This is a genomic window from Brevibacillus sp. FSL K6-0770 (assembly GCF_038000275.1).
In the GTDB taxonomy this organism is placed as follows: domain Bacteria; phylum Bacillota; class Bacilli; order Brevibacillales; family Brevibacillaceae; genus Brevibacillus; species Brevibacillus parabrevis.
This window is the reverse complement of sequence record NZ_JBBOBQ010000001.1, coordinates 5,239,574-5,259,042: the sequence shown is the minus strand read 5'-3', so window position 1 is coordinate 5,259,042 and position 19,469 is coordinate 5,239,574. Positions and strand designations below refer to the sequence as shown.

General features: G+C 52.2%; 12 protein-coding genes. All 12 read left to right on the top strand.

All coding sequences use genetic code 11. The features are described 5' to 3' along the window. The first annotated feature begins 215 nt into the window (after positions 1–215). The 12 genes from NST23_RS24960 to cyoD all read left to right on the top strand — a co-directional run bounded on the left by NST23_RS24960 (position 216) and on the right by cyoD (position 19,450). Positions 216–3,080, top strand: coding sequence for an immunoglobulin-like domain-containing protein (locus NST23_RS24960; protein WP_340964858.1), 2,865 nt, complete (start codon positions 216–218; stop codon positions 3,078–3,080). A gap of 44 nt (positions 3,081–3,124) precedes the next feature. Then, positions 3,125–6,628: an immunoglobulin-like domain-containing protein gene (locus tag NST23_RS24955; RefSeq protein WP_340964857.1), complete on the top strand. Its 3,504-nt coding sequence runs from the start codon at positions 3,125–3,127 to the stop codon at positions 6,626–6,628. 179 nt (positions 6,629–6,807) lie between these two features. Continuing rightward, positions 6,808–8,514, top strand: a complete 1,707-nt coding sequence (locus NST23_RS24950; protein ID WP_173599406.1) for a HAMP domain-containing methyl-accepting chemotaxis protein — start codon at positions 6,808–6,810, stop codon at positions 8,512–8,514. Positions 8,515–8,582: 68 nt separating this feature from the next. Continuing rightward, positions 8,583–9,878 (top strand): hypothetical protein, encoded by a 1,296-nt coding sequence (locus tag NST23_RS24945; RefSeq protein WP_122963725.1) that lies wholly within the window; start codon positions 8,583–8,585, stop codon positions 9,876–9,878. 257 nt (positions 9,879–10,135) lie between these two features. Beyond that, the gene (locus tag NST23_RS24940; protein ID WP_173597678.1) at positions 10,136–11,692 is read left to right on the top strand and encodes an APC family permease; all 1,557 of its coding nucleotides are present in this window, start codon (positions 10,136–10,138) and stop codon (positions 11,690–11,692) included. Between the two features lie 50 nt (positions 11,693–11,742). Beyond that, positions 11,743–13,062, top strand: coding sequence for an argininosuccinate lyase (argH, locus tag NST23_RS24935; RefSeq protein ID WP_340964855.1), 1,320 nt, complete (start codon positions 11,743–11,745; stop codon positions 13,060–13,062). Positions 13,063–13,258: 196 nt separating this feature from the next. Next, positions 13,259–13,732, top strand: a complete 474-nt coding sequence (locus NST23_RS24930) for a DUF5680 domain-containing protein (RefSeq protein ID WP_242774127.1) — start codon at positions 13,259–13,261, stop codon at positions 13,730–13,732. Positions 13,733–13,988: 256 nt separating this feature from the next. After that, the gene (locus tag NST23_RS24925) at positions 13,989–15,446 is read left to right on the top strand and encodes an aminotransferase class I/II-fold pyridoxal phosphate-dependent enzyme (RefSeq protein WP_340964853.1); all 1,458 of its coding nucleotides are present in this window, start codon (positions 13,989–13,991) and stop codon (positions 15,444–15,446) included. 194 nt (positions 15,447–15,640) lie between these two features. Then, positions 15,641–16,546: a ubiquinol oxidase subunit II gene (gene cyoA / locus NST23_RS24920; protein WP_340964852.1), complete on the top strand. Its 906-nt coding sequence runs from the start codon at positions 15,641–15,643 to the stop codon at positions 16,544–16,546. Between the two features lie 24 nt (positions 16,547–16,570). After that, a complete protein-coding gene (locus NST23_RS24915; protein ID WP_173597674.1) occupies positions 16,571–18,532 on the top strand; it encodes a cbb3-type cytochrome c oxidase subunit I in 1,962 nt (653 codons plus the stop codon). Then, a complete protein-coding gene (gene cyoC / locus NST23_RS24910) occupies positions 18,532–19,143 on the top strand; it encodes a cytochrome o ubiquinol oxidase subunit III (RefSeq protein ID WP_122963731.1) in 612 nt (203 codons plus the stop codon). The genes NST23_RS24915 and cyoC overlap by 1 nt, the downstream gene beginning before the upstream one ends. Position 19,144: 1 nt before the next feature. After that, positions 19,145–19,450 carry a cytochrome o ubiquinol oxidase subunit IV gene (gene cyoD / locus NST23_RS24905; RefSeq protein WP_063229517.1) on the top strand — a complete coding sequence of 102 codons (306 nt, stop codon included), beginning with the start codon at positions 19,145–19,147 and terminating at the stop codon, positions 19,448–19,450. Positions 19,451–19,469: the final 19 nt, after the last annotated feature.

The window sequence follows — 19,469 nt, the reverse complement described above, 5'->3', positions numbered from 1 at the left end:
CGAGCCCGGAAAGAAATCCTAAGACCAGACAGTTTACCCTCTCTTACACGCAAGATTCTGAGACACACTCCTTATCCCTCCTCCCAGCAAAATGGGAAGAATCTACGCGAACCTTTTTTATTCCCTTTAAACCTTTTCAATCAACCGACACAGAGCAAAAAATAACGATCCGCATCGGCTATGAAGATTCAGAACCGACAGAGCGTTCTATTGTTTTGGCGCCGAAAGATTCCGAGGTAGAATCGATCGAGATTTTGAACACTTGGGGAAATTCTGAATTGCAGTTGCGCGACAGCAATGATCGGGAAGCGAAATTGCTGGCAGTAGCGAAAGACAGCGAAGGTGCGATTGTCGCTTATGATAAAGTTACCTGGGCAAGTGAAAATCCGCGAGTTGCTTCTGTTACTTCGCTAGGAAAAGTGTGGGCGAAGAAGGCGGGAACTGCGGAAATTACGGCAACGATCGCTGGGAAGACGGAGACTTATCAAATCGATGTCGTCAGCAAGCAGCAAGTTCCGGCGGCGATTTCCAAAGATGGAGAATTTGGCCCGGAATCGGGAGTATATAAAACGAGTGGAACAATCGAGATAAAAGGCAAGGAGACTACTGTTTTACTGAGAAACACGAAGCTGGACGGCGATCTCGTCATCGACAACGGCGGTTCTGTCACTTTGGACAACGTTCACGTCTCAGGGGAGATCAAGGTGAAGGACGTTGCTTCCAACAGTTTGCATGTAAATAATGTCTCAGCCGACCGACTGGTGATCACCGATGAGAATGGCGCACGGCTTGTTCTCGAAGATGAGGTTGAGCTGCCAGAGGTAGAGGTATCTGCCCAGTCCACACAGTTCCCTGTCGTGATCGAAGGCAAAGCAGCTACTAACAGTACGCTGCAAATTACATCTCCTTCCTGGGTGGTAGTCGACTCTGTTGTGTCAAAGGTGGTTGTAGACAAAGACGCTGAAGGAACACGGATCGAAACCACCAAAGAGAGCAAAATCGAAGTAATTGAAGCGAATGCAAGCGCCAGTGTGGAAGGATCGGGCACGATAGACAAGCTCGTGCTGGCCGACAGTTCGGTAAATGTGAAAAGCGAAGTCAACATACCGACAGTGGCGTACGCGAATGAACCTGCTACGCCAACACCGCCGACTCCACCTACACCGCCTGCAAACCAGGCGCCTGTTGCCAGCCAAGTAACGATTTCCGGTACGTTCCAAGCAGGCGAGACATTGACGGGCAGCTATGTGTACACCGATGCGGAAAACAACCCGGAGCGCTTGTCCTTGTTCAAATGGTACCGCGGTTTGCTGTCGGACGGTTCCGATAAGGTGCAAATTTCCGGCGCGAACAAAAAAACGTATGTGTTGCAGCAGGATGATGTAGGGAAGCATGTGACGTTTGAAGTGACACCTATCGCCAGCACAGGAACGAGAAGCGGGGTGCCGGCAACTTACACGTCAACCCAGACGGTTACGAACGTTCCCGCGGCGAATAACCCGCCTGTCATCAACAGCAGCTATACGGCGCAAACGTTCAAAAATACGTTAGCAAGCGGAACTGTTGCTGCGACCGATCTGGATGGCGACACCATCACGTATTTGCTCGGCTCCACAACTCCTGCACACGGGACTGTTGTCGTTCTGCCGAGCGGAGCATGGACGTATACGCCACAAACTGCTTTTACAGGAACGGACAGCTTTTCCATCGTGGCGGATGACGGAAGAGGGGGAACAGCTGCTACCGTTGTCTCCGTAACCGTGACAGAAGACCCGCTTGAAGCTGATCGCCAGGCGCTGACCATCGGTTATGCCAGCGGGGATGACGCCGATCATGTTACGCAAAATGTGGTTTTGGCAACGACAGGGGCAAATGGCTCGCTGATCTCATGGAGTTCGGACGACCCGGCTGTGATTGCGCAGGACGGCACGGTTACGCGCCCGCAAGCTATCGAGCAAGACGCTACCGTCACATTGACGGCAACCATCACGAACGGCAGCCGCTCGAACACCAAACCGTTTGTCCTTACCGTACTCAAGCAAGCGGCGCAAAGTAACAACCAGCCGCCGACGGCAGTAGGCACGATCAGCAACCAGACGCTGCTGCCAGGAAGCCAGCCTTATCCGCAGATCGATCTGTCTACTATTTTTGCTGACCCGGATAACGATGCCTTGCAGTACCAGGCAACGGCAACGGCGCAAAATATCGTGCAGCCGACCATTAACGGCAACATGCTCAGTCTTGCTCCGATCGGCAAAGGAGTGGTCACGATTACGGTCACGGCCAATGACGGCAAGGGCGGCACACAAGACGTTACTTTTACAGCTCACGCCTATGAGTTCGTCGCAGGCGGGCAGGTCACGATCAGGACTAAATCAGGGGTCATAAACGTGCAACTGGACTTGAACAAATATTTTCCGGGCGCTCCGGCCAACTCCCTGCAAATCCTCAATAACGGCACAGGCGGCACCGTGATGGGCATCAAGCTCCAGCTGATCCCTGCAAGCGTGCCTGGAAGCGGGCTGTGGGTTGCCAATCAAAGCGACCAGGTTGCGCTAATCAAGGTAGATATTCAGCAGCAAGGACAGCCGCAACTGTTCTTCTCGGATTATGTATACGGAACAGATGGCCGTAATGCGCTACAGCTGTTTTTCCAGGGAGACAACAACGGTCAAAAGGTCACAGGGTACGAGCTGGAAATTCACAGGTACATGACAAGTACGCAGACAAAAGCAGTGGAGACAAAGCCAATCATGCCGCTGTTTCCGAAAATGGCCTATATTATTATCGACCCGATTTTCTATGACTTCCTTGATATCACTCCAGCTACTTATTACAACGAAGAAGTTCATATGAGTTACCAAGGATATGTCACGGCGTTCGTGCTGAAAAAAGATGGTCAAATCGTGGATGTTTTGGGGAATCCCGATCCGAATAACCGCTCCCCGATCCTGGCGCAAACGGGCACGATTGTTCGCAAGTCGGGAATCTATACAGGCTCGCAAAGCTTCAGCCTCGAAGGGGAATGGGACATCTATCCTGCCGGTTATTACCAGAACATTGGGCGGCATAATCCGTAAACAGACAGCTATTGATGACAAGACGTACAAAAGGTGAGGAAAACATGAGCCTAACACACAAAAAAGCCAAAATGATCAAGACAGCAGCAATCGGATTGCTTGCCATACAGAGCCTGTTTGGATTTGCAGCGCAATCCCACGCTCAGGGACCACTGGAAGAAATCAATTCTACAGTGGATGGTTATTGGTACTCCGGCGGGGAAGTCGAAGATGGGAGCTATTTTGAGGACAGCTCCAACTATGTAGGATTAGACGAAAATTTTGGCATGCAAAAAGCAGCCGTGCAATTCCCATTGACTCAGCTTGATACGTCATTTATCAAGGCCAAGCTCAAATTGTACGTGACCAATGTGAACGGGGACGCTCAAACGGTTCCGAGCTTCACCCTGTACGGCTCCACCTACGGAGCATGGGACGACGATTTTCCGCTGAATCCCAATGATCCGGTCATTGATTCATTTGGGCAAAATCTGCAAGAAGGCGATTGGCTGGAATTTGACGTAACCAATTTTCTTCGCCTCCAGCTAGAGGCGCAAAGCCAGAATGTGACATTTGCGCTTTTGAGCAATACACAGACAGGGGCTTTCGGATTTGGGTCAAATGAAATCATAGACGGCAATTACCCGCGTCTCGTGCTCGAATATGCAGCCAAACAACCGCAAGTGACCCCAGCTACTACCCTGGAAGATACCGCAACTTCAAGTGGACTGGTGATTACTCCTGACCCGGCGGACGCCAGCAGCGTGACCCATTTTCAGGTCAGCGAAATTCAGGGCGGCAAGCTTTACTTGAACGATGGAGTGACTGAGTTAACGAATGGCAACTTTTTGCAAAAAGCAGATGGTGCTACAGGGCTGAAATTCGTGCCTAATGCGGATGCGAATACGCCAGCTGGCGATCTGTTCGGCTTCAAGGTCAAAGCAGCCAAAGATGCCAATGGTGCAGGGCTAAGCGGAGCGGCGGCGGCGGTCATTACGGTGCAGGAAGTGAACGATGCACCGACCGCCCAGAACGATCAGCTCGCGACGGTGACAAAAGGAACGCCTAAAGTGATGATTCCGTTTTCGCTGTTGACGGCAAATGATCAGGCAGGGCCAGCCAATGAGCACGGACAAACATTGACAGTGGCAGATGTTGATCAAGCAGTAGGCGGGACGGTCAGACTTGTCGACCAAGAGGTAGAATTTTCATTGGACCCTACCTTCCAGGGGACAGCGTCTTTTCAATACAGCTTACTAGACGATGGAACAACCAGTGGCCTTCCTGCTTCGTTGACGGCTGGAGCGAAAGCGGAGTTTTCCGTGGAACAAATCACGAAGCCGATTATTTCGCTGGTTGGCGGCAACACAATGTATGTGCCGTTCGGTCAAAGCTTTCAAGAACCAGGCTACTCAGCGAGAGACGCAAACAACAATGACATTACGAACAAGGTGCAAGTGACTGGTCAGGTGGTTACGAGTGAACCGGGAGACTACGATCTGGTGTATAACGTTCAGGACGACAACGGAATTGAAGCTTTGCCCGTGACGCGGACCGTATCTGTCGTCTCTCACGAACTGAAAGGTCTATGGCTGCAAGAAGGTACGATGACACCTGCTTTTCAGCCAAGTGTGGCGCAATACACGCTGCGAGTGCCCAACGAAGTGAGCAGCTTGCGGTTTCGGGCGGCAACTTTGGATCAGACGGCAACCTTGACCATTAACGGGGCGGCTGAAGTGAACGATATAAGCAAAGAGGTGAGCCTGAATCCAGGCCAAAACGATATTACGTTTATCGTGACGGCGCGGAACGGCTCGACCAAGACATACCAGCTGAGTGTGACAAGGGATAGCGCTCCGCCTGTGACGCCGAACCCACCGACCTATCCAGGACATTCCGAAACGATTCCGGAATCGCAGAACCATTTGAATGAACAGGCGAAAGAGGTAATCAAGGAATCAGTTGACGCAAAAAGAATTGCCGAGCAGGTGGATAAATCGCTCGCGCACTTGGCAGATAAAGTTATGGGCAGCAAGCTCGGCGATACCGAGAAGCTTCAACTCGTAGCAAGCACTTCAACAGAAGTTTTGTCTCCGCTCGTTGCCAAATGGAAAGAAGGAGTAGTTTCCGACAAGCAATTGAGAGAAGCGCTGTCCCTCTTTTTAGAAAAGGGAGTGAACGAAGGTCTTGCTCAAAGCAAACTGGATGATTCGGAAGTGTTTGCAGCAGGGGCAAAGCTCGTAGGCACGGTGATTCGGGACGTGATCGTCGAGCTGGAAGATGATCAGGTCAGGGAAGAAGTGGCTCAGCCTTTCCGTGAAGCTATGGACAAGCTGCTCAAACACAAAAGCATCCTCCAGGTAGCCCAGCATACAGAAGTAGCGGATACGAGCGAACAGCTGAACGAGGTTGCTGCTCTGGTGCAGGACTGGAGTCAGGAGCTTGGCAGCAAGTCCGACCTGTTTGATCTCGAACGGCACTTGCTCATTCAAGTGGTGGACGAAGAAGCGGCGGATGTAGAGGACAATGGCGATCAGCTGCGTTCCAGCCGTGCTGCTTCCGTGTCCCAAGAACCGACTGTGCTGCTGTCGGAAGAGCTGGTCGAGACTTTGGCAAATCAACAGTTTGCCGTTACCGTTATGGCGCAATCGGGAGCAAGCGTGAAGCTGCCGCCAGCCTTTTTTGCCCGCTACAACGCTGAGGCGATAGCGGTGGTGGTCGAAGAAAACGACGAGGCAACGATCCCTGCTACGTTTTCCAAGACAAGCGATGCATACGATTTCCGGGTTTTTGCCGGGGAAAAAGAAATCAAGAGCTTTGCCAAAGGAGAGGCATTGATCGGAATACCGTACGCCTATTCCTCGAAAAAGTTCACTCCTTATGCGTATGATGCCGCTCGAAAAAACTGGAAGGCTGGTGCAACAGGCAAAGGCGAAGGATACGTCAAGCATGATGGGGAGCAGTTGCTTTTTCTGACCAGCGCGCCAGGGACGTACATGCTGGCGGAAACAAAGCTGCGCTCTCTCGCTGTGGCTCAACGTACAGTGAAGCTTGAGCAGGGAGCGACGTATCAAGTGCAGGTGACAGGAGCTTTGACGAGCGGCCGAAAAGTGGATTTGACTGCTTCCGAAGACGGCACGACTTACTCGTCAAACAAGCCTGAGTTGATTGAGGTGGATGAGGACGGTCTGATCACGGTGTTGCCGGAGGCGGAGAGTGGTTCGAAAGCGACGATCACCATCCAAAACGGGCAAAGCACGGTGAAAATGACGGTCAGTGTGTATTCTCTGGACAGCATCGCTGTGTCTCCGGCAAAAGCTGTTGTCTATGCGGGAGAGACGCTGCAATTGAAGGTCAAAGGGAAGTATACGGATCGGAGCAGCAGCGACATCACCAAATCGAGCATGGGCACAAAGTATTCGTTGGATGATACGGAATATGCCAAAATTAGCGAAAATGGCTTGCTGGAAGTCAGTCCGGATGTTCCAGATGAAACGGTGATCACCATTATGATCGAAAATGGCGACAAAAGCATAACATACCCGGTTACCGTCAAGCAGAGGGCGTAACCGACAATTGTGGAGTCCGTTGGCATTCAACCAACCGGGCTCCTTTTTCTATGGCACAGATCCAATCATTTATTTGTTGATCTGATTAATCGACATTTTATGCTTTCAATGAGTTTTAACGTATTTTGTAAAGGGTACATAGTACAAACAGGAATCGTTAAGAGTAGGAGAAGAATCGTATGAAACTCACAGTCGGAAAAAAGCTGTACACAGCATTCGCAGTGACGTTGTTGCTGATGGCGGCGATTGGGTGGCTTGGCATCTATCAAATGAAAAATTTGAACGAGAAGGCGGTGGAAATCAATACGAGCTGGTTGCCGGCCGTAGAAGACATCAACCATCTGAACTACTTGACCGAGCATGTCCATGCGCTCGTATTCTCGCATGTCTTTTATCAAAGCAAGGAACAGAAAGAGCCGCTGGAAAAGGAGCTTGCGCTGACCTTGCAGGAAGTCAGGGAGGATATAGCGTCTTACGAAAGCACCCTGGAGGAGGACGACGTCGAGGACCAGAAAATTTTCAGTTCCTTCAAGAGCAAATGGGAGTCGTATGAACAACTGCACGACAAGCTGATGGACGCATCCAGACAGAACAACAGCGCCGACATAAAGGACGTAATTGGCGAAGTGTCTGCCCTGTTTCAGGCCATGAAAAATGACCTCGATGCCCTGATCAAAATCAATCATGACGGGGCAAACAATGAGAGCGAACAAGCGGCAGCGATCTATGACGAGGGAAGAAAAGTCACATTGCTGCTGATTGCCGTCTCCGTTACGGTAGCGGTGGTATGGGCTGCTGCGATTACTCGCAGTATCCGCTCTCGCCTGAACAGGCTGGCCCAGCAAGTAAATGCTGTTGCAGAAGGCGATTTGCGCATGGAAGCTCTCCCGGTAAAAAGCACGGACGAAATCGCAGAGCTGACCCGTGACTTCAACAACATGCTGGCAAAGCTGCGCGAAATCGTTTCCCAGGTGAACGTGACCGCCCAGCAAGTGGCGGCTTCCGCGGAGCAATTGACAGCCAGTGCAGAGCAGACGAGCCAAGCGACCGAACATATTGCGATTTCCATTCAAGAAGTGGCGAATGGCTCGGATCAGCAGGTGCAAAGTGTGGAAGCAAGCTTCCGGGTCGTGGAGGAGATGTCCGGCGACTCCGAGCAGATTGCGACCAAGGCAAACGCAGTAGCTGTCATCTCCAATCAAGCTTCCAACATGGCTTCGGCAGGCAATCAGGCTGTCCATACGACCACGCGGCAAATGGACGCTATTCACTCCACCATGACCGAGCTGGCGCAAGTCGTCAGAGGATTGGGCGAGCGCTCATCGGAAATCGGCCATATTACAGAAGCGATTACGAGCATTGCGGAGCGGACCAATTTGCTGGCGTTGAACGCGGCGATTGAAGCATCCCGGGCCGGAGAAGGCGGGCGCGGCTTCGCTGTCGTCGCGGCGGAAGTCCGCAAACTGGCGGAGCAATCATCCGCTTCTGCCGAACAGATTGCCTGCCTGATCCAGACGATTCAGGCAGAGACGGCGAAGGCTGTGGCGACGATGGACACAGGCACGAAGGAAGTGCGGGAAGGAATGAACGTCGTTCAGATGGCCGGGCAAACCTTCGGAGAAATACAGCAGTCCGTGACGGAAGTGGCAGCCCGGATCGCGGAAGTCTCCGCAGCTTCCGGTCATATGTCAGCGGGCACCGAGCAGGTCGTCCAAACGATTTCACAAATTACGAATGTAGCGCAGTCAGTGGCGCTTGGCACGCAAAATATTACGGCTGCGGCCGAAGAACAGCTGGCATCGATGGAAGAAATCGCCTCCTCTGCCGCCGCTCTCTCCCAGATGGCGGAAGAGCTGCAATCATCCGTGCGCGTATTCAAGCTGTAGCGGCTGTCAATTCCCTCCCGGAACAGATAGAATGGTAGATAAGGAGTCTTCTGGAACAGGAGGGAATCATGTATACAGTTGGGGTTGTCGGTCCTCATACATCTGTTGAACGAATTATCCAGCTCGGGAACGAATACGAGCAGACGATGAAATTTATCGGCTATTCATACAGCGACTTTCAGGAAACGAAAACAATCGTCCGCGAATACGACCAGCAAGTCGACGCCTGGCTGTTCTCTGGCCAAATCTCGTACATGGTGGCGAAAAATACGTTAAGCACGGACGAAAAGCTGGTCTACATCCAGCATACGGAATCAGGCATTTACAAAAGTCTTTTGCATATGGGGTACTATCAGCACGAATTTTTGAGCAAGGTGAGCATCGACGAGATTACGACATCCCACCTGGAGCAGGCGCTGGAACAGATCGAGATTGCGCCGCAGGACATGTATGTGAAGACCTTTGACGTTCATTCGAGTACGCAAGAGCTGATCGACTTTCATCTGGACTTGTACCGGGCTGGGAAAACGAAAGGGGCTTTGACGTGCTTTGAAGCCGTCTATTTTGCGTTGACCGAAGCCGGAGTGCCCGCTTATCGGATCGAAAGTACAGACATGGAAATTCGTCAGGCTCTGCGCATCCTCGCGGAAAAAATCCGAACGTTTTACTACAAGGACACGCAGATTGGCGTGCAACTGGTGGAAATCGAGCAATTCGCCAAAATCAGCGAGAAGGCGAAAAGTTCCTATCATCTGCAATACTTCGAGATGAAGGTAAAAGAGACGCTGCTGCGGTACTGTGAAAAGCTGGACGGCTCTTTGCTGGAAAAAGGCAACGGCCGCTACGTGATTATCAGCTCGCGCGGGGCAATCGAGCGGGAAATCAGGGAGCTTCAGGAGACGCTCCAGCAACTGGCGAAAGAGGTTGAGCATGCCGCAAGTGTCGGGATCGGCTACGGTGTCACCGTGCATACAGCGGAAATAAACGCCGAGCGCGCCCTCCAGTTATCCAAAGACCGGGCCGAGCACGGGATTGTGATCATCCGCGAGGACGGCACGATTGTCCAGTCGGCGGGCGACGAAGAAGAGCTGAGCTTTTCCTTTCGAAGCGACGACAAGCAACTGATCGAGAAGCTGAAGGAAGTCAAGCTCAGTGCGAAAAACTACTACAAAGTCACGGCGTTGATGAAAAGAATGAACTGGAACGACTTTACGATCAAGGACTTGGCGACGCATCTTTATTGGGACGAGCGCAATGCGCGCCGCTTCATGGTCAGTCTGTGCGAGGCAGATTTGGCGGAATGCGTCGGGGAAGAAGCTTCTTCCGCCCGGGGCAGGCCAAGCAAAAGATATCGTTTGAAATAACCATTCGCAGGTTGAATGGTTATTTTTTTTGGCGAAAATGCGTTGAAAAATGAGAATGATTCAAATATAATGCATTTTAGGTAATTACCCTTTTATTACCCTTAAATAAAAGTCGCTGGACAATCGCACTCATTTGAACATATCCAGTCTGGCGAGGGAAGACAGCTTTGCGGATCAACAGGCCGAAGAGAAAGGAGTATCCATTTTTTGCGGGCAAGCTATGAGCACAACGACGACGTGAAGAGAGAGGGAAATTCATGGATCAAGAACAATACCTGAAAAAGAAAATGGGCTTTTGGTCTCTTACGGCACTTTCTCTCGGGGGAATCATCGGTTCCAGCTGGCTGTTCGGCCCTTGGGCAACAGCGAAGCTGGCAGGTCCTGCCGCTATTATTTCTTGGTTAATCGGTGCCATTGTTATTACGTTTATCGCTCTCGTATACGCAGAGCTTGGGCGGGTCAGACCCGAGTCCGGGGGACTTGGACGCTATCCGCTGTACTCGCACGGAAGCATGCTGGCGACTGTGACCAGCTACTCGATCTGGCTTGGCTATTGCGCTACCGCTCCAGTAGAATCGGCTGGCGTGATTCAGTACGCGAATCAGTTTTGGCCCGGACTTTACGACGTGGGCAACGAACAGTTGACGACGACAGGGATGTTGGCTGCTACGGTACTCATGGTCTTTTTCGTTGTATTCAATTATTTCGGCGTGAAGCTGTTTGCTGTGACGAACACGATTATTACGGTCATCAAATTTGTTGTGCCGGTGCTGACGATTATCGCCTTTTTCATGACAGGCTTTCACCCGGAAAACTTCACGAGCCAGGGCTTTGCGCCGAATGGCTACAGTGCGGGTCTGAGCGCGGTGCTCACAAGCGGAATTTTCTTTGCTTACACCGGATTTGGAAACGTCATCATGATGAGCGGCGAAGTGGTCAATCCGCGCAAAAACATTCCGCTGGCTTTGATTGCGTCGCTCGTCTTGGCGGCGATCATGTACGTGCTGCTGCAAGTCGTCTTCATCGGGGCTGTGCCGCCGGAGATGATTGCGAACGGCTGGAGCGGCATCAAGTTTGATTCTCCTTTTGCCAATCTCGCGATGATTGCCAACATGGTCTGGCTCTCCTGGATCATTACAGCAGACGCGATGGTGTCTCCGACAGGCTCTGCGCTCGCTTACACAGCGGGAACTTCCAGACATGTATTCGGGATGGCGAAAAGCGGCTTTTTGCCCGGTTATTTCGGGGTGATCAACAAGCGCTTTGGCGTACCGACTCGCGCGCTCGCTTTTAACTTTGTCATCGGCTTGTTGTTTTTGTTCCCGCTGAAAAGCTGGACGGCGATTGTCGCGATCGTCGGCGCGATCGGCATTTACAAGTACGCCTCTGCGTGCGTAACCGTCATGGTGTTTCGCAAGGTGGGCTTGACCAAAGACAAAGGTCTTCCGGGCATGAGTGTCATTGCGCCTTTGGCGTTCGTATTTGCCACTCTGCTCATTTACTGGACGAAATGGAGCAAGGTGCAGCTGGGGATTACGGGCTTGCTGATTGGATTGGCTTGCTACTTGATCGTTCATTTCATCCGCAAGTACAAAGCGGAGGAAATCATCGGCGGACTGTATTTGATCGCCTACATCCTCGTGCTCATCGGGCTGTCCTACCTCGGCAACTTTGGCGGAATCGGCATCCTGCCTGAGCCGTTCATGTCGATCGTCGCCGCAGTGACAGGCTTCATCTTCTACTACTTTGCGGTGTACAACGGTGTCTGGTACATGCGCAAAAAAGGAAACGTCGCAGAGCTTGCCGAGGAGTAGGCGCAAGCGAGCGGCAAACATTTTTATCGATCGTAAAGGAGAACGTAGCTATGAAGCTTTGGGGTGGCCGTTTTAGAAAAGAAGAAAACAAGCTGATGGAAGACTTCAACAGCTCGCTGCATGTCGATCAGCGACTGTATGCAGAGGACATCAAAGGAAGCGTGGCCCACGTCAACATGCTGGCGCATAGCGGGCTGCTCACCCGGCAAGAAGGCGAGGAGATCGTCAAAGGGCTGCTCGCCATTTTGGAAGAGATCGAAGCGGGCACATTGGAGATCGGCGGCAATTACGAGGATATTCACAGCTTTGTCGAAGCGAAGCTGACCGAGCGGATTGGCGCCACAGCGAAAAAGCTGCACACGGCGCGAAGCAGAAATGACCAGGTGGCGGTAGACATTCGGCTTTATGCGAAAAACAAGGCGCACGAGGTCATGCAAAGCATCGAGGAGCTGCAAGCCAGCCTGGAAGCGAAGGCGCGCGAAAACAACGTGATCATGCCGGGCTATACCCACTTGCAGCGCGCCCAGGTCGTGACGTTCCAGCACCATCTGATGGCGTACTACCAGATGCTGCGCCGCGACAAACTGCGAATCGCCAACGCAATCGAAATCATGAACGAAAGCCCGCTCGGCTGCGGCGCTCTCGCAGGCACGACGCATCGGATCGACAGGGAGATGACGGCAAAAGCGCTCGGCTTCGCAAAGCCAGTCGACAATTTCCTCGACGGGGTGAGCGATCGCGACTATTTGCTGGAGTTGATGTCGGGCTTTTCCATCCTGATGATGCACCTCAGCCGTCTGAGCGAGGAGCTGATTTTGTGGAGCAGCCAGGAGTTCCGCTTCGTGCAAATCGACGACGCGTACTCGACGGGAAGCAGCATCATGCCGCAAAAGAAAAACCCGGACGCCGCCGAGCTGATCAGAGGGAAGACAGGACGCGTGTATGGCTCGTTGACCTCGCTATTGACGACGATGAAAGGGCTGCCGCTTGCCTACAACAAGGACATGCAGGAAGACAAGGAGGCGTTTTTCAACGCTTTGGATACCGTTCTCTCGTGCCTGGCGATTATGTCCAACATGATTGCGACGATGAAGGTCAATCACGAGCAGATGAAAAAGGCAGTAAAAGCGGGCTTTCTCAACGCGACGGAGGTTGCCGACTACTTGGTCAGCAAAGGGGTTGCCTTCCGCGACGCCCACAGCATCGTCGGCTCGATCGTGATTTACTGCGAAGACAACCAGAAGGCAATCGAGGAGCTGACGCTGGAAGAATTGCAGCAGATCAGCCCGTACATCGGAGACGATCTGTACGCGTTTATCGATTATGAGAACATCCTGAACAAAGGGATTAAAGTGGGACTGCTGCGTTAGCAGAACGCCGAAGCGCTTTTCCCCTCCCTGCGAACCGGGCAATCTCCAACCGGGCAAAATTTTCAGGGGCAGGAAGAGCAGCAAGCCATCCGATGCGGTGGCTTGTTTTTTTGGAATTGAAAGAAAATTTTTACAGGAAATTGCTCGCGTTTCTTGAAATGTAAGAGGAAACGAACCGAAAAAGAGGTGTTGGGGAATGCGTGAGCTTTTTTCTGTTGCCGACCTGGAAGCGTTTGTCGTGCAAGCCAAGCAGCACACATACGTTGGAGGAGCCAAGCGCCTGTTGCCGTATCGGCTGGGGTCCAAGGACATTCAATATGCAAGCGGGGATTGGGCCTATCACGACAGCTATTTGGGCGAGAGCGATTTTATCGGGCAAGAGGTCGTGTACTTCCAAAAAAGTCCGGTGTGGGCGATGAATTATTTTGGCTACATTACCAAGCCGGAGCGAATCGACGCGCATGCTGCGGGACTGGTCATTAAGGCGAGCTTGTCGAAGATGTACGCGGAGGGCCGCTTTTTGGGGGCGTTCGAGCATACGCAGGACGATTTGCGCTACGTCGATACGAATGAGGGGAATGTGACTCTTTTTCAGGGGAAGGAATTTATTTACCGCCAGGATGAGATTGTCTATGAATTGCTCTATCATGGCGGGTTGTTGAAAAAGTAGGGCTGCATGATGACCAATCTCGCGCGGGCAACCAAAACCGATCCGCCCCGTGAACCGATTTTGGCATAAAAGCGGCAAAAAGCCACCAGAATACAGGTGGCTTTTTGCGTTGGACGGCTTTTTGGCATGGAGACAAATTGGATGGGTAAGAAACAGCGCGATTGGATCAGAAGAAAGACAGCGGCTTGTCCTATAATCAGCTTGCCACACTACAGGCTGACACTTGAGAAAAGGCTGGACAAGCGAAGGAGGAGCCATGTCAAATCAAGACCAAACACCGTTGTTTACTGGACTGGTCAAGCACGCCCGAAAAAATCCGATTCAATTTCATATACCCGGCCATAAAAAAGGCAAAGGAATGGACCCGGAATTTCGCTGGTTCATCGGCAAAAATGCCTTGTCTATCGACTTGATCAACATCCGGCCGCTGGATGATCTGCACCAGCCTGCCGGGATTATTCAAGAGGCCCAGGACTTGGCTGCCGAGGCTTTTGGCGCCGAGCACACGATCTTCTCCGTGCAAGGAACCAGTACAGCGATCATGACGATGATCATGTCGGTTTGCCATCCGGGCGAAAAAATCATTGTGCCGCGCAATGTGCACAAGTCGATCATGAGCGGAATTATTTTCTCGGGGGCGCATCCGATTTTTCTGCATCCGGAAATGGACCTGGTCTACGGGATCGCGCATGGCATCACTCCAAAATCCGTCGAAGAAGCTTTGGAGCAGCACCCGGACGCCAAGGCTGTTTTGGTTATTCACCCGACCTATTTTGGTACGGCAGGCGACCTGAAAAAAATTGTGAAGGTAGCGCACGCGCGAGGAGTGCCTGTACTGGTCGATGAAGCCCATGGCTCGCATGTGCATTTTCACCCGAAATTGCCGCTGTCCGCGATGCAGGCAGGCGCAGATATGGCGGCGAGCAGCATGCACAAGCTTGGCGGCTCCATGACGCAAAGCTCGGTGCTGAATATCCAGGGAAACCGGATTTCGCTATCGCGCGTACAGGCGATTTCCAGCATGCTTTCGACGACGTCCACGTCTTATTTGCTGCTCGCCTCGCTCGATGTAGCGCGCAAACGGCTGGTGACCGCAGGCAAAACGCTGTTGGATCAGGCAATCCGGCTTGCCAATCAGGCGCGTCAGGAAATCAATCGGATCGAGTATTTGACTTGCATGGGTAGCGAGATCATTGGACAAAACGGGGTGGTCGCCTACGATCCGACGAAGCTGGTCATTTCCGTAAAAGGGCTGGGGCTGACCGGGCATGAGGTGGAAAAATGGCTGAGGGAGCGCTTCCATATTGAAGTGGAGCTGTCCGATTTGCACAACATTCTTTGTATTGTCACACCGAGCGACAGCAAAGCGGATTTGCAAATTCTCGTGTATGCGCTGGAAGAATTGTCGCTGCATTTTCGAGAGCAGGCGAAGGCGCTGGCAGAGGAGCACATGTCCCTGCCACAAATTCCGCAGCTTGCTGTCACGCCGCGTGACGCTTTTTACGCGCCGACCGAAATCGTGCCCGTCGCAGAAGCGGAGGGGAGAGTTATCGCCGAGTTTGTCATGGTGTACCCGCCAGGAATCCCGATTTTTATTCCGGGTGAAGTCATTTCCAAGGAAAATGTGGCTTACGCGCAAAGAAACCGGGAGGCAGGTCTGCCTGTCCAAGGCTCGGAAGACCCAGCGTTTTTGACTGTACGTGTACTCAAGTAAATGTGATCTGCAAAAAAAGGCAGCCTTTGCTACGGGCTGTCTTTTTCTGTGACCAAACCTTGTCGTAAATGCAACCAAATCTTGAACATGGCTGGTTCAAGGACTTGCTCATTGGCTGGTGACACTCGATTGGATCGCCCTTACAGTAGGACTTGTTTCAACCAGTACCGAGCATGGTGATAGGAGATGAGGACATGAAAACGTCCAAGACAGCACGCTGTCTGTCCGTTTTGTACATGTTCCTGCTGCTGTTCATGACGACCGGGTGCGCAGATAAATATCTCGTGCTCAATCCGAAGGGGCCGATCGGTGAACAGCAAAAGGACCTGATGATTTTGTCTACGCTTTTATGCTTGATCGTGATTGTTCCGGTTTTGATTCTGACTTTTGTCATTGTGTGGCGATACCGTGACAGGAAAGGAAGAAAGGCGAAGTACACCCCGGAGTGGGAGCACAGCACGGCGCTGGAGACGACCTGGTGGGGGATTCCTGTTGTCATCATTACGTTGATCGCTATTATTACGGTTCGCTATACGTATTCGCTCGAACCGTCCAAACCGCTGGAGTCAAAAGTCGAACCGATCACGATTCAGGTGACGAATCTGGATTGGAAGTGGTTGTTCCAATATCCCGAGCAGGGGATTGCGACAGTGAACTACGTGCAGTTCCCGGAAGATGTGCCGATCCGCTTCGAGATTACCTCGGATGCTCCGATGAACTCCTTCTGGATTCCCCAGCTTGGCGGCCAGATTTATGCGATGTCGGGAATGGCGATGGTTTTGCACCTGCAAGCAGACGAGCAGGGCGAGTACATGGGGTCCGGCGCCAACTACACGGGGAAGGGCTTCGCGGACATGTACTTCACGGCCAAGGCGACATCGCAGGAAGCTTTTGATCAATGGGTGAGCGAAGTGAAAGGAACATCGGCAGCATTGACTCTGGATGGCTATAAAAAGCTGGCAGATCAAGGCACCTCGGATGTCCGCTATTTCTCCTCTTTCCCTGAAGGATTGTTTGAGATGACAGTGACGAAATACGCTGCTTCGCACAACCACGGTTTGTCCGTGAAGGCACGCAAGGAAGTGCGCATCGAGGAATAGCCAGAAGGAAGGAGAGAGGAAGACGTGTGGGATAAAGTGAAAGAATTTGCTTCGGAGTTTTTTGTGACAGGCGATCCGCTCATCTACGGTGCGGATGTCAGTATCGCTTTGACGCTGATCGCGATCGTTTCTGTGCTGACTTACTATAAAAAATGGGGCTGGCTCTGGCGCGAATGGCTGACGACTGTCGACCACAAACGGATTGGCATCATGTACATTTTGGCTTCCGTGCTCATGCTGTTTCGCGGCGGGGTCGACGCGCTGCTGATGCGCGCGCAGCTCGCCATGCCAGAGCTGCAATTTTTGCCCGCCGAGCACTACAACCAGATTTTTACCACGCATGGCGTCATCATGATTTTGTTTATGGCGATGCCGCTTATGTTCGGGCTGTTCAATGTGATCGTACCGCTGCAACTGGGGGCGCGTGACGTAGCCTTCCCGTTTCTGAACTCGCTCAGCTTCTGGCTGTTTTTCTCGGGAGCGATGCTGTTCAACTTGTCGTTTGTCATCGGCGGCTCGCCGGATGCCGGGTGGCTGGCCTATCCGCCGTACTCGGATAAAACATTCAACCCTGGCTACGGGCAAGACTTCTACATTTGGGGCATCCAGATTTCCGGGATCGGCAGCTTGATGACAGGGATCAACTTCATCGTCACGATCTTGAAAATGCGCACGCCCGGCATGACGTTGATGAAAATGCCGATGTTCTCGTGGTCGGTGCTGTCGAGCTGTATCGCCATCGTGTTTGCTTTTCCGATCTTGACCGTGACTTTGGCGCTTCTGTTCATCGACCGCTATTTGGGCGGACATATTTTCACGCTGGATGGCGGCGGCAACCCGATGATGTACATCAACCTGATCTGGATGTGGGGCCACCCGGAAGTATACATTCTCGTGCTGCCTGCATTCGGCATCTTCTCCGAGATCGCCGCCACGTTCTCGAAGAAAAAGCTGTTCGGGTATAAATCCATGGTGTTCGCCATGATGATTATTAGCGTCGTGTCGTTCCTCACCTGGGCGCATCACTTTTTTACGATGGGCTCCGGGGCAGATGTCAACGCGTTCTTTGCCCTGTCCACGATGGTGATTGCCATTCCGACAGGTGTGAAGGTGTTCAACTGGCTGTTTACGATGTTCCGCGGAAAAGTCACTTTTGAAACACCGATGCTGTGGATGATCGGGATTATTCCGAACTTCGTCATCGGCGGGATGACCGGGGTGCTCTTGTCTGTCGCGCCTGCCGATTTCCAGTATCACAACAGCTATTTCCTGATAGCCCACTTCCATCAGGTCATTATCGCCGGAGTCGTATTTGGATTTTTCGCCGGATTGTACTACTGGTGGCCGAAGCTGTTTGGCTTCAAGCTGAACGAACGTCTTGGCCGACTGGCTTTCTGGCTGTGGAATATCGGTTTTTACCTGTGCTTCATGCCGCAATACGCGCTCGGTCTGATGGGGATGACTCGCCGGGTATATACGTACGGTTGGGACAAAGGCTGGTTTGAAATGAATCTCGTTTCCACGATCGGGGCCGTCCTGATGGGCGTAGCCTTCATCGTGCAAGTTTGGGATATTGCGCACAGCCTGAAAAAAATGGATCGGGAAGGAACCCAAGATCCGTGGAATGCGCGGACGCTGGAATGGTCGATTCCGTCTCCCGCTCCGTTCTACAACTTCGCTACTTTGCCGCAGGTGACTCATCAGGACGACTGGTGGGAGAAGAAGCAGAGAGGCTGGAGTGCTCCGGCAGTCGAGCTGGAACCGATTCACATGCCGAAAAATTCCGGTATTCCGATCATCATGTCGATGTTTTGGTTTTTCAGCGGATTCGGGCTGGTATTTGACTGGCTTTGGCTGGCGGTACCGGGATTTGTGGGAGTGCTCGCGTGCATGATCGTCCATTCGTTCAACTACAAGCCGGACTATTACGTCCCGGTGGAGGAAGTGCAGCGGGTTGAGGCTGCGGCAAGGAGGGGGAGCAAGTAATGGCTCAGACGCATAGCAACGCCGAGCATCACGGCCACGGCCATGAACATCCTGATCAGGAGGAAATGCGCACCTTTGCTTTTTGGATTTACCTCATGACGGACGTCATTTTGTTTGCGACCTTGTTTGCGACTTACATCGTCCTGCAAGGCAACACGGACGGCGGGCCAGGGCCGAAAGACATTTTTCAGATGAACGGCATTTACGCCAGTACGTTTATTTTGTTGACGAGCAGCTTTACGAGCGGCCTTGCCCTTTTGGCGATGCACAAGGGCAATCGACTTGCTCTGATGAACTGGCTGTGGGTGACGATTTTTCTGGGAGCGTCGTTTTTGTTCCTGGAGGTCAACGAGTTTATGCACATGGTGCACGAAGGCGCAACGATCAGCACGAGCGCTTTTCTGACGGCCTTTTACACATTGGTCGGGACGCACGGCTTGCACGTTGCTCTCGGCCTGGGCTGGATGATTATTTTGATCATCCAAATCGCCAAGCACGGCATCACGCCCGTGACCAAGCGCAAAGTCAACATCGTCAGCCTGTTCTGGCATTTTCTCGATATCGTCTGGATTTTCGTCTTCACCATCGTGTATTTGCTGGGGGTGAAGTAAAGTGAGCAACCAAACGGCACACGGTTCCTTGAAATCTTACGTCACCGGGTTTATTTGCTCGATCGTGTTGACGATTATCCCGATTGTCGTCCTCGTAAACAATTGGCTGGAAGGGCTGGGCAGCACAATCGTCTTTTTGGCGGCGGCGCTGTTGCAGTTTATCGTCCAGCTGGTGTTCTTCATGCACTTGAAGGACGAGGAAAAACCGAGGTACAATCTGATGTCGCTTTTGCTCGGGATTTTTATCGTCCTGTTGATCGTGGTCGGCTCCATCTGGATCATGATGTACAACATGGTAGCGATATGAGCAAGAAACAAAGGAGGGG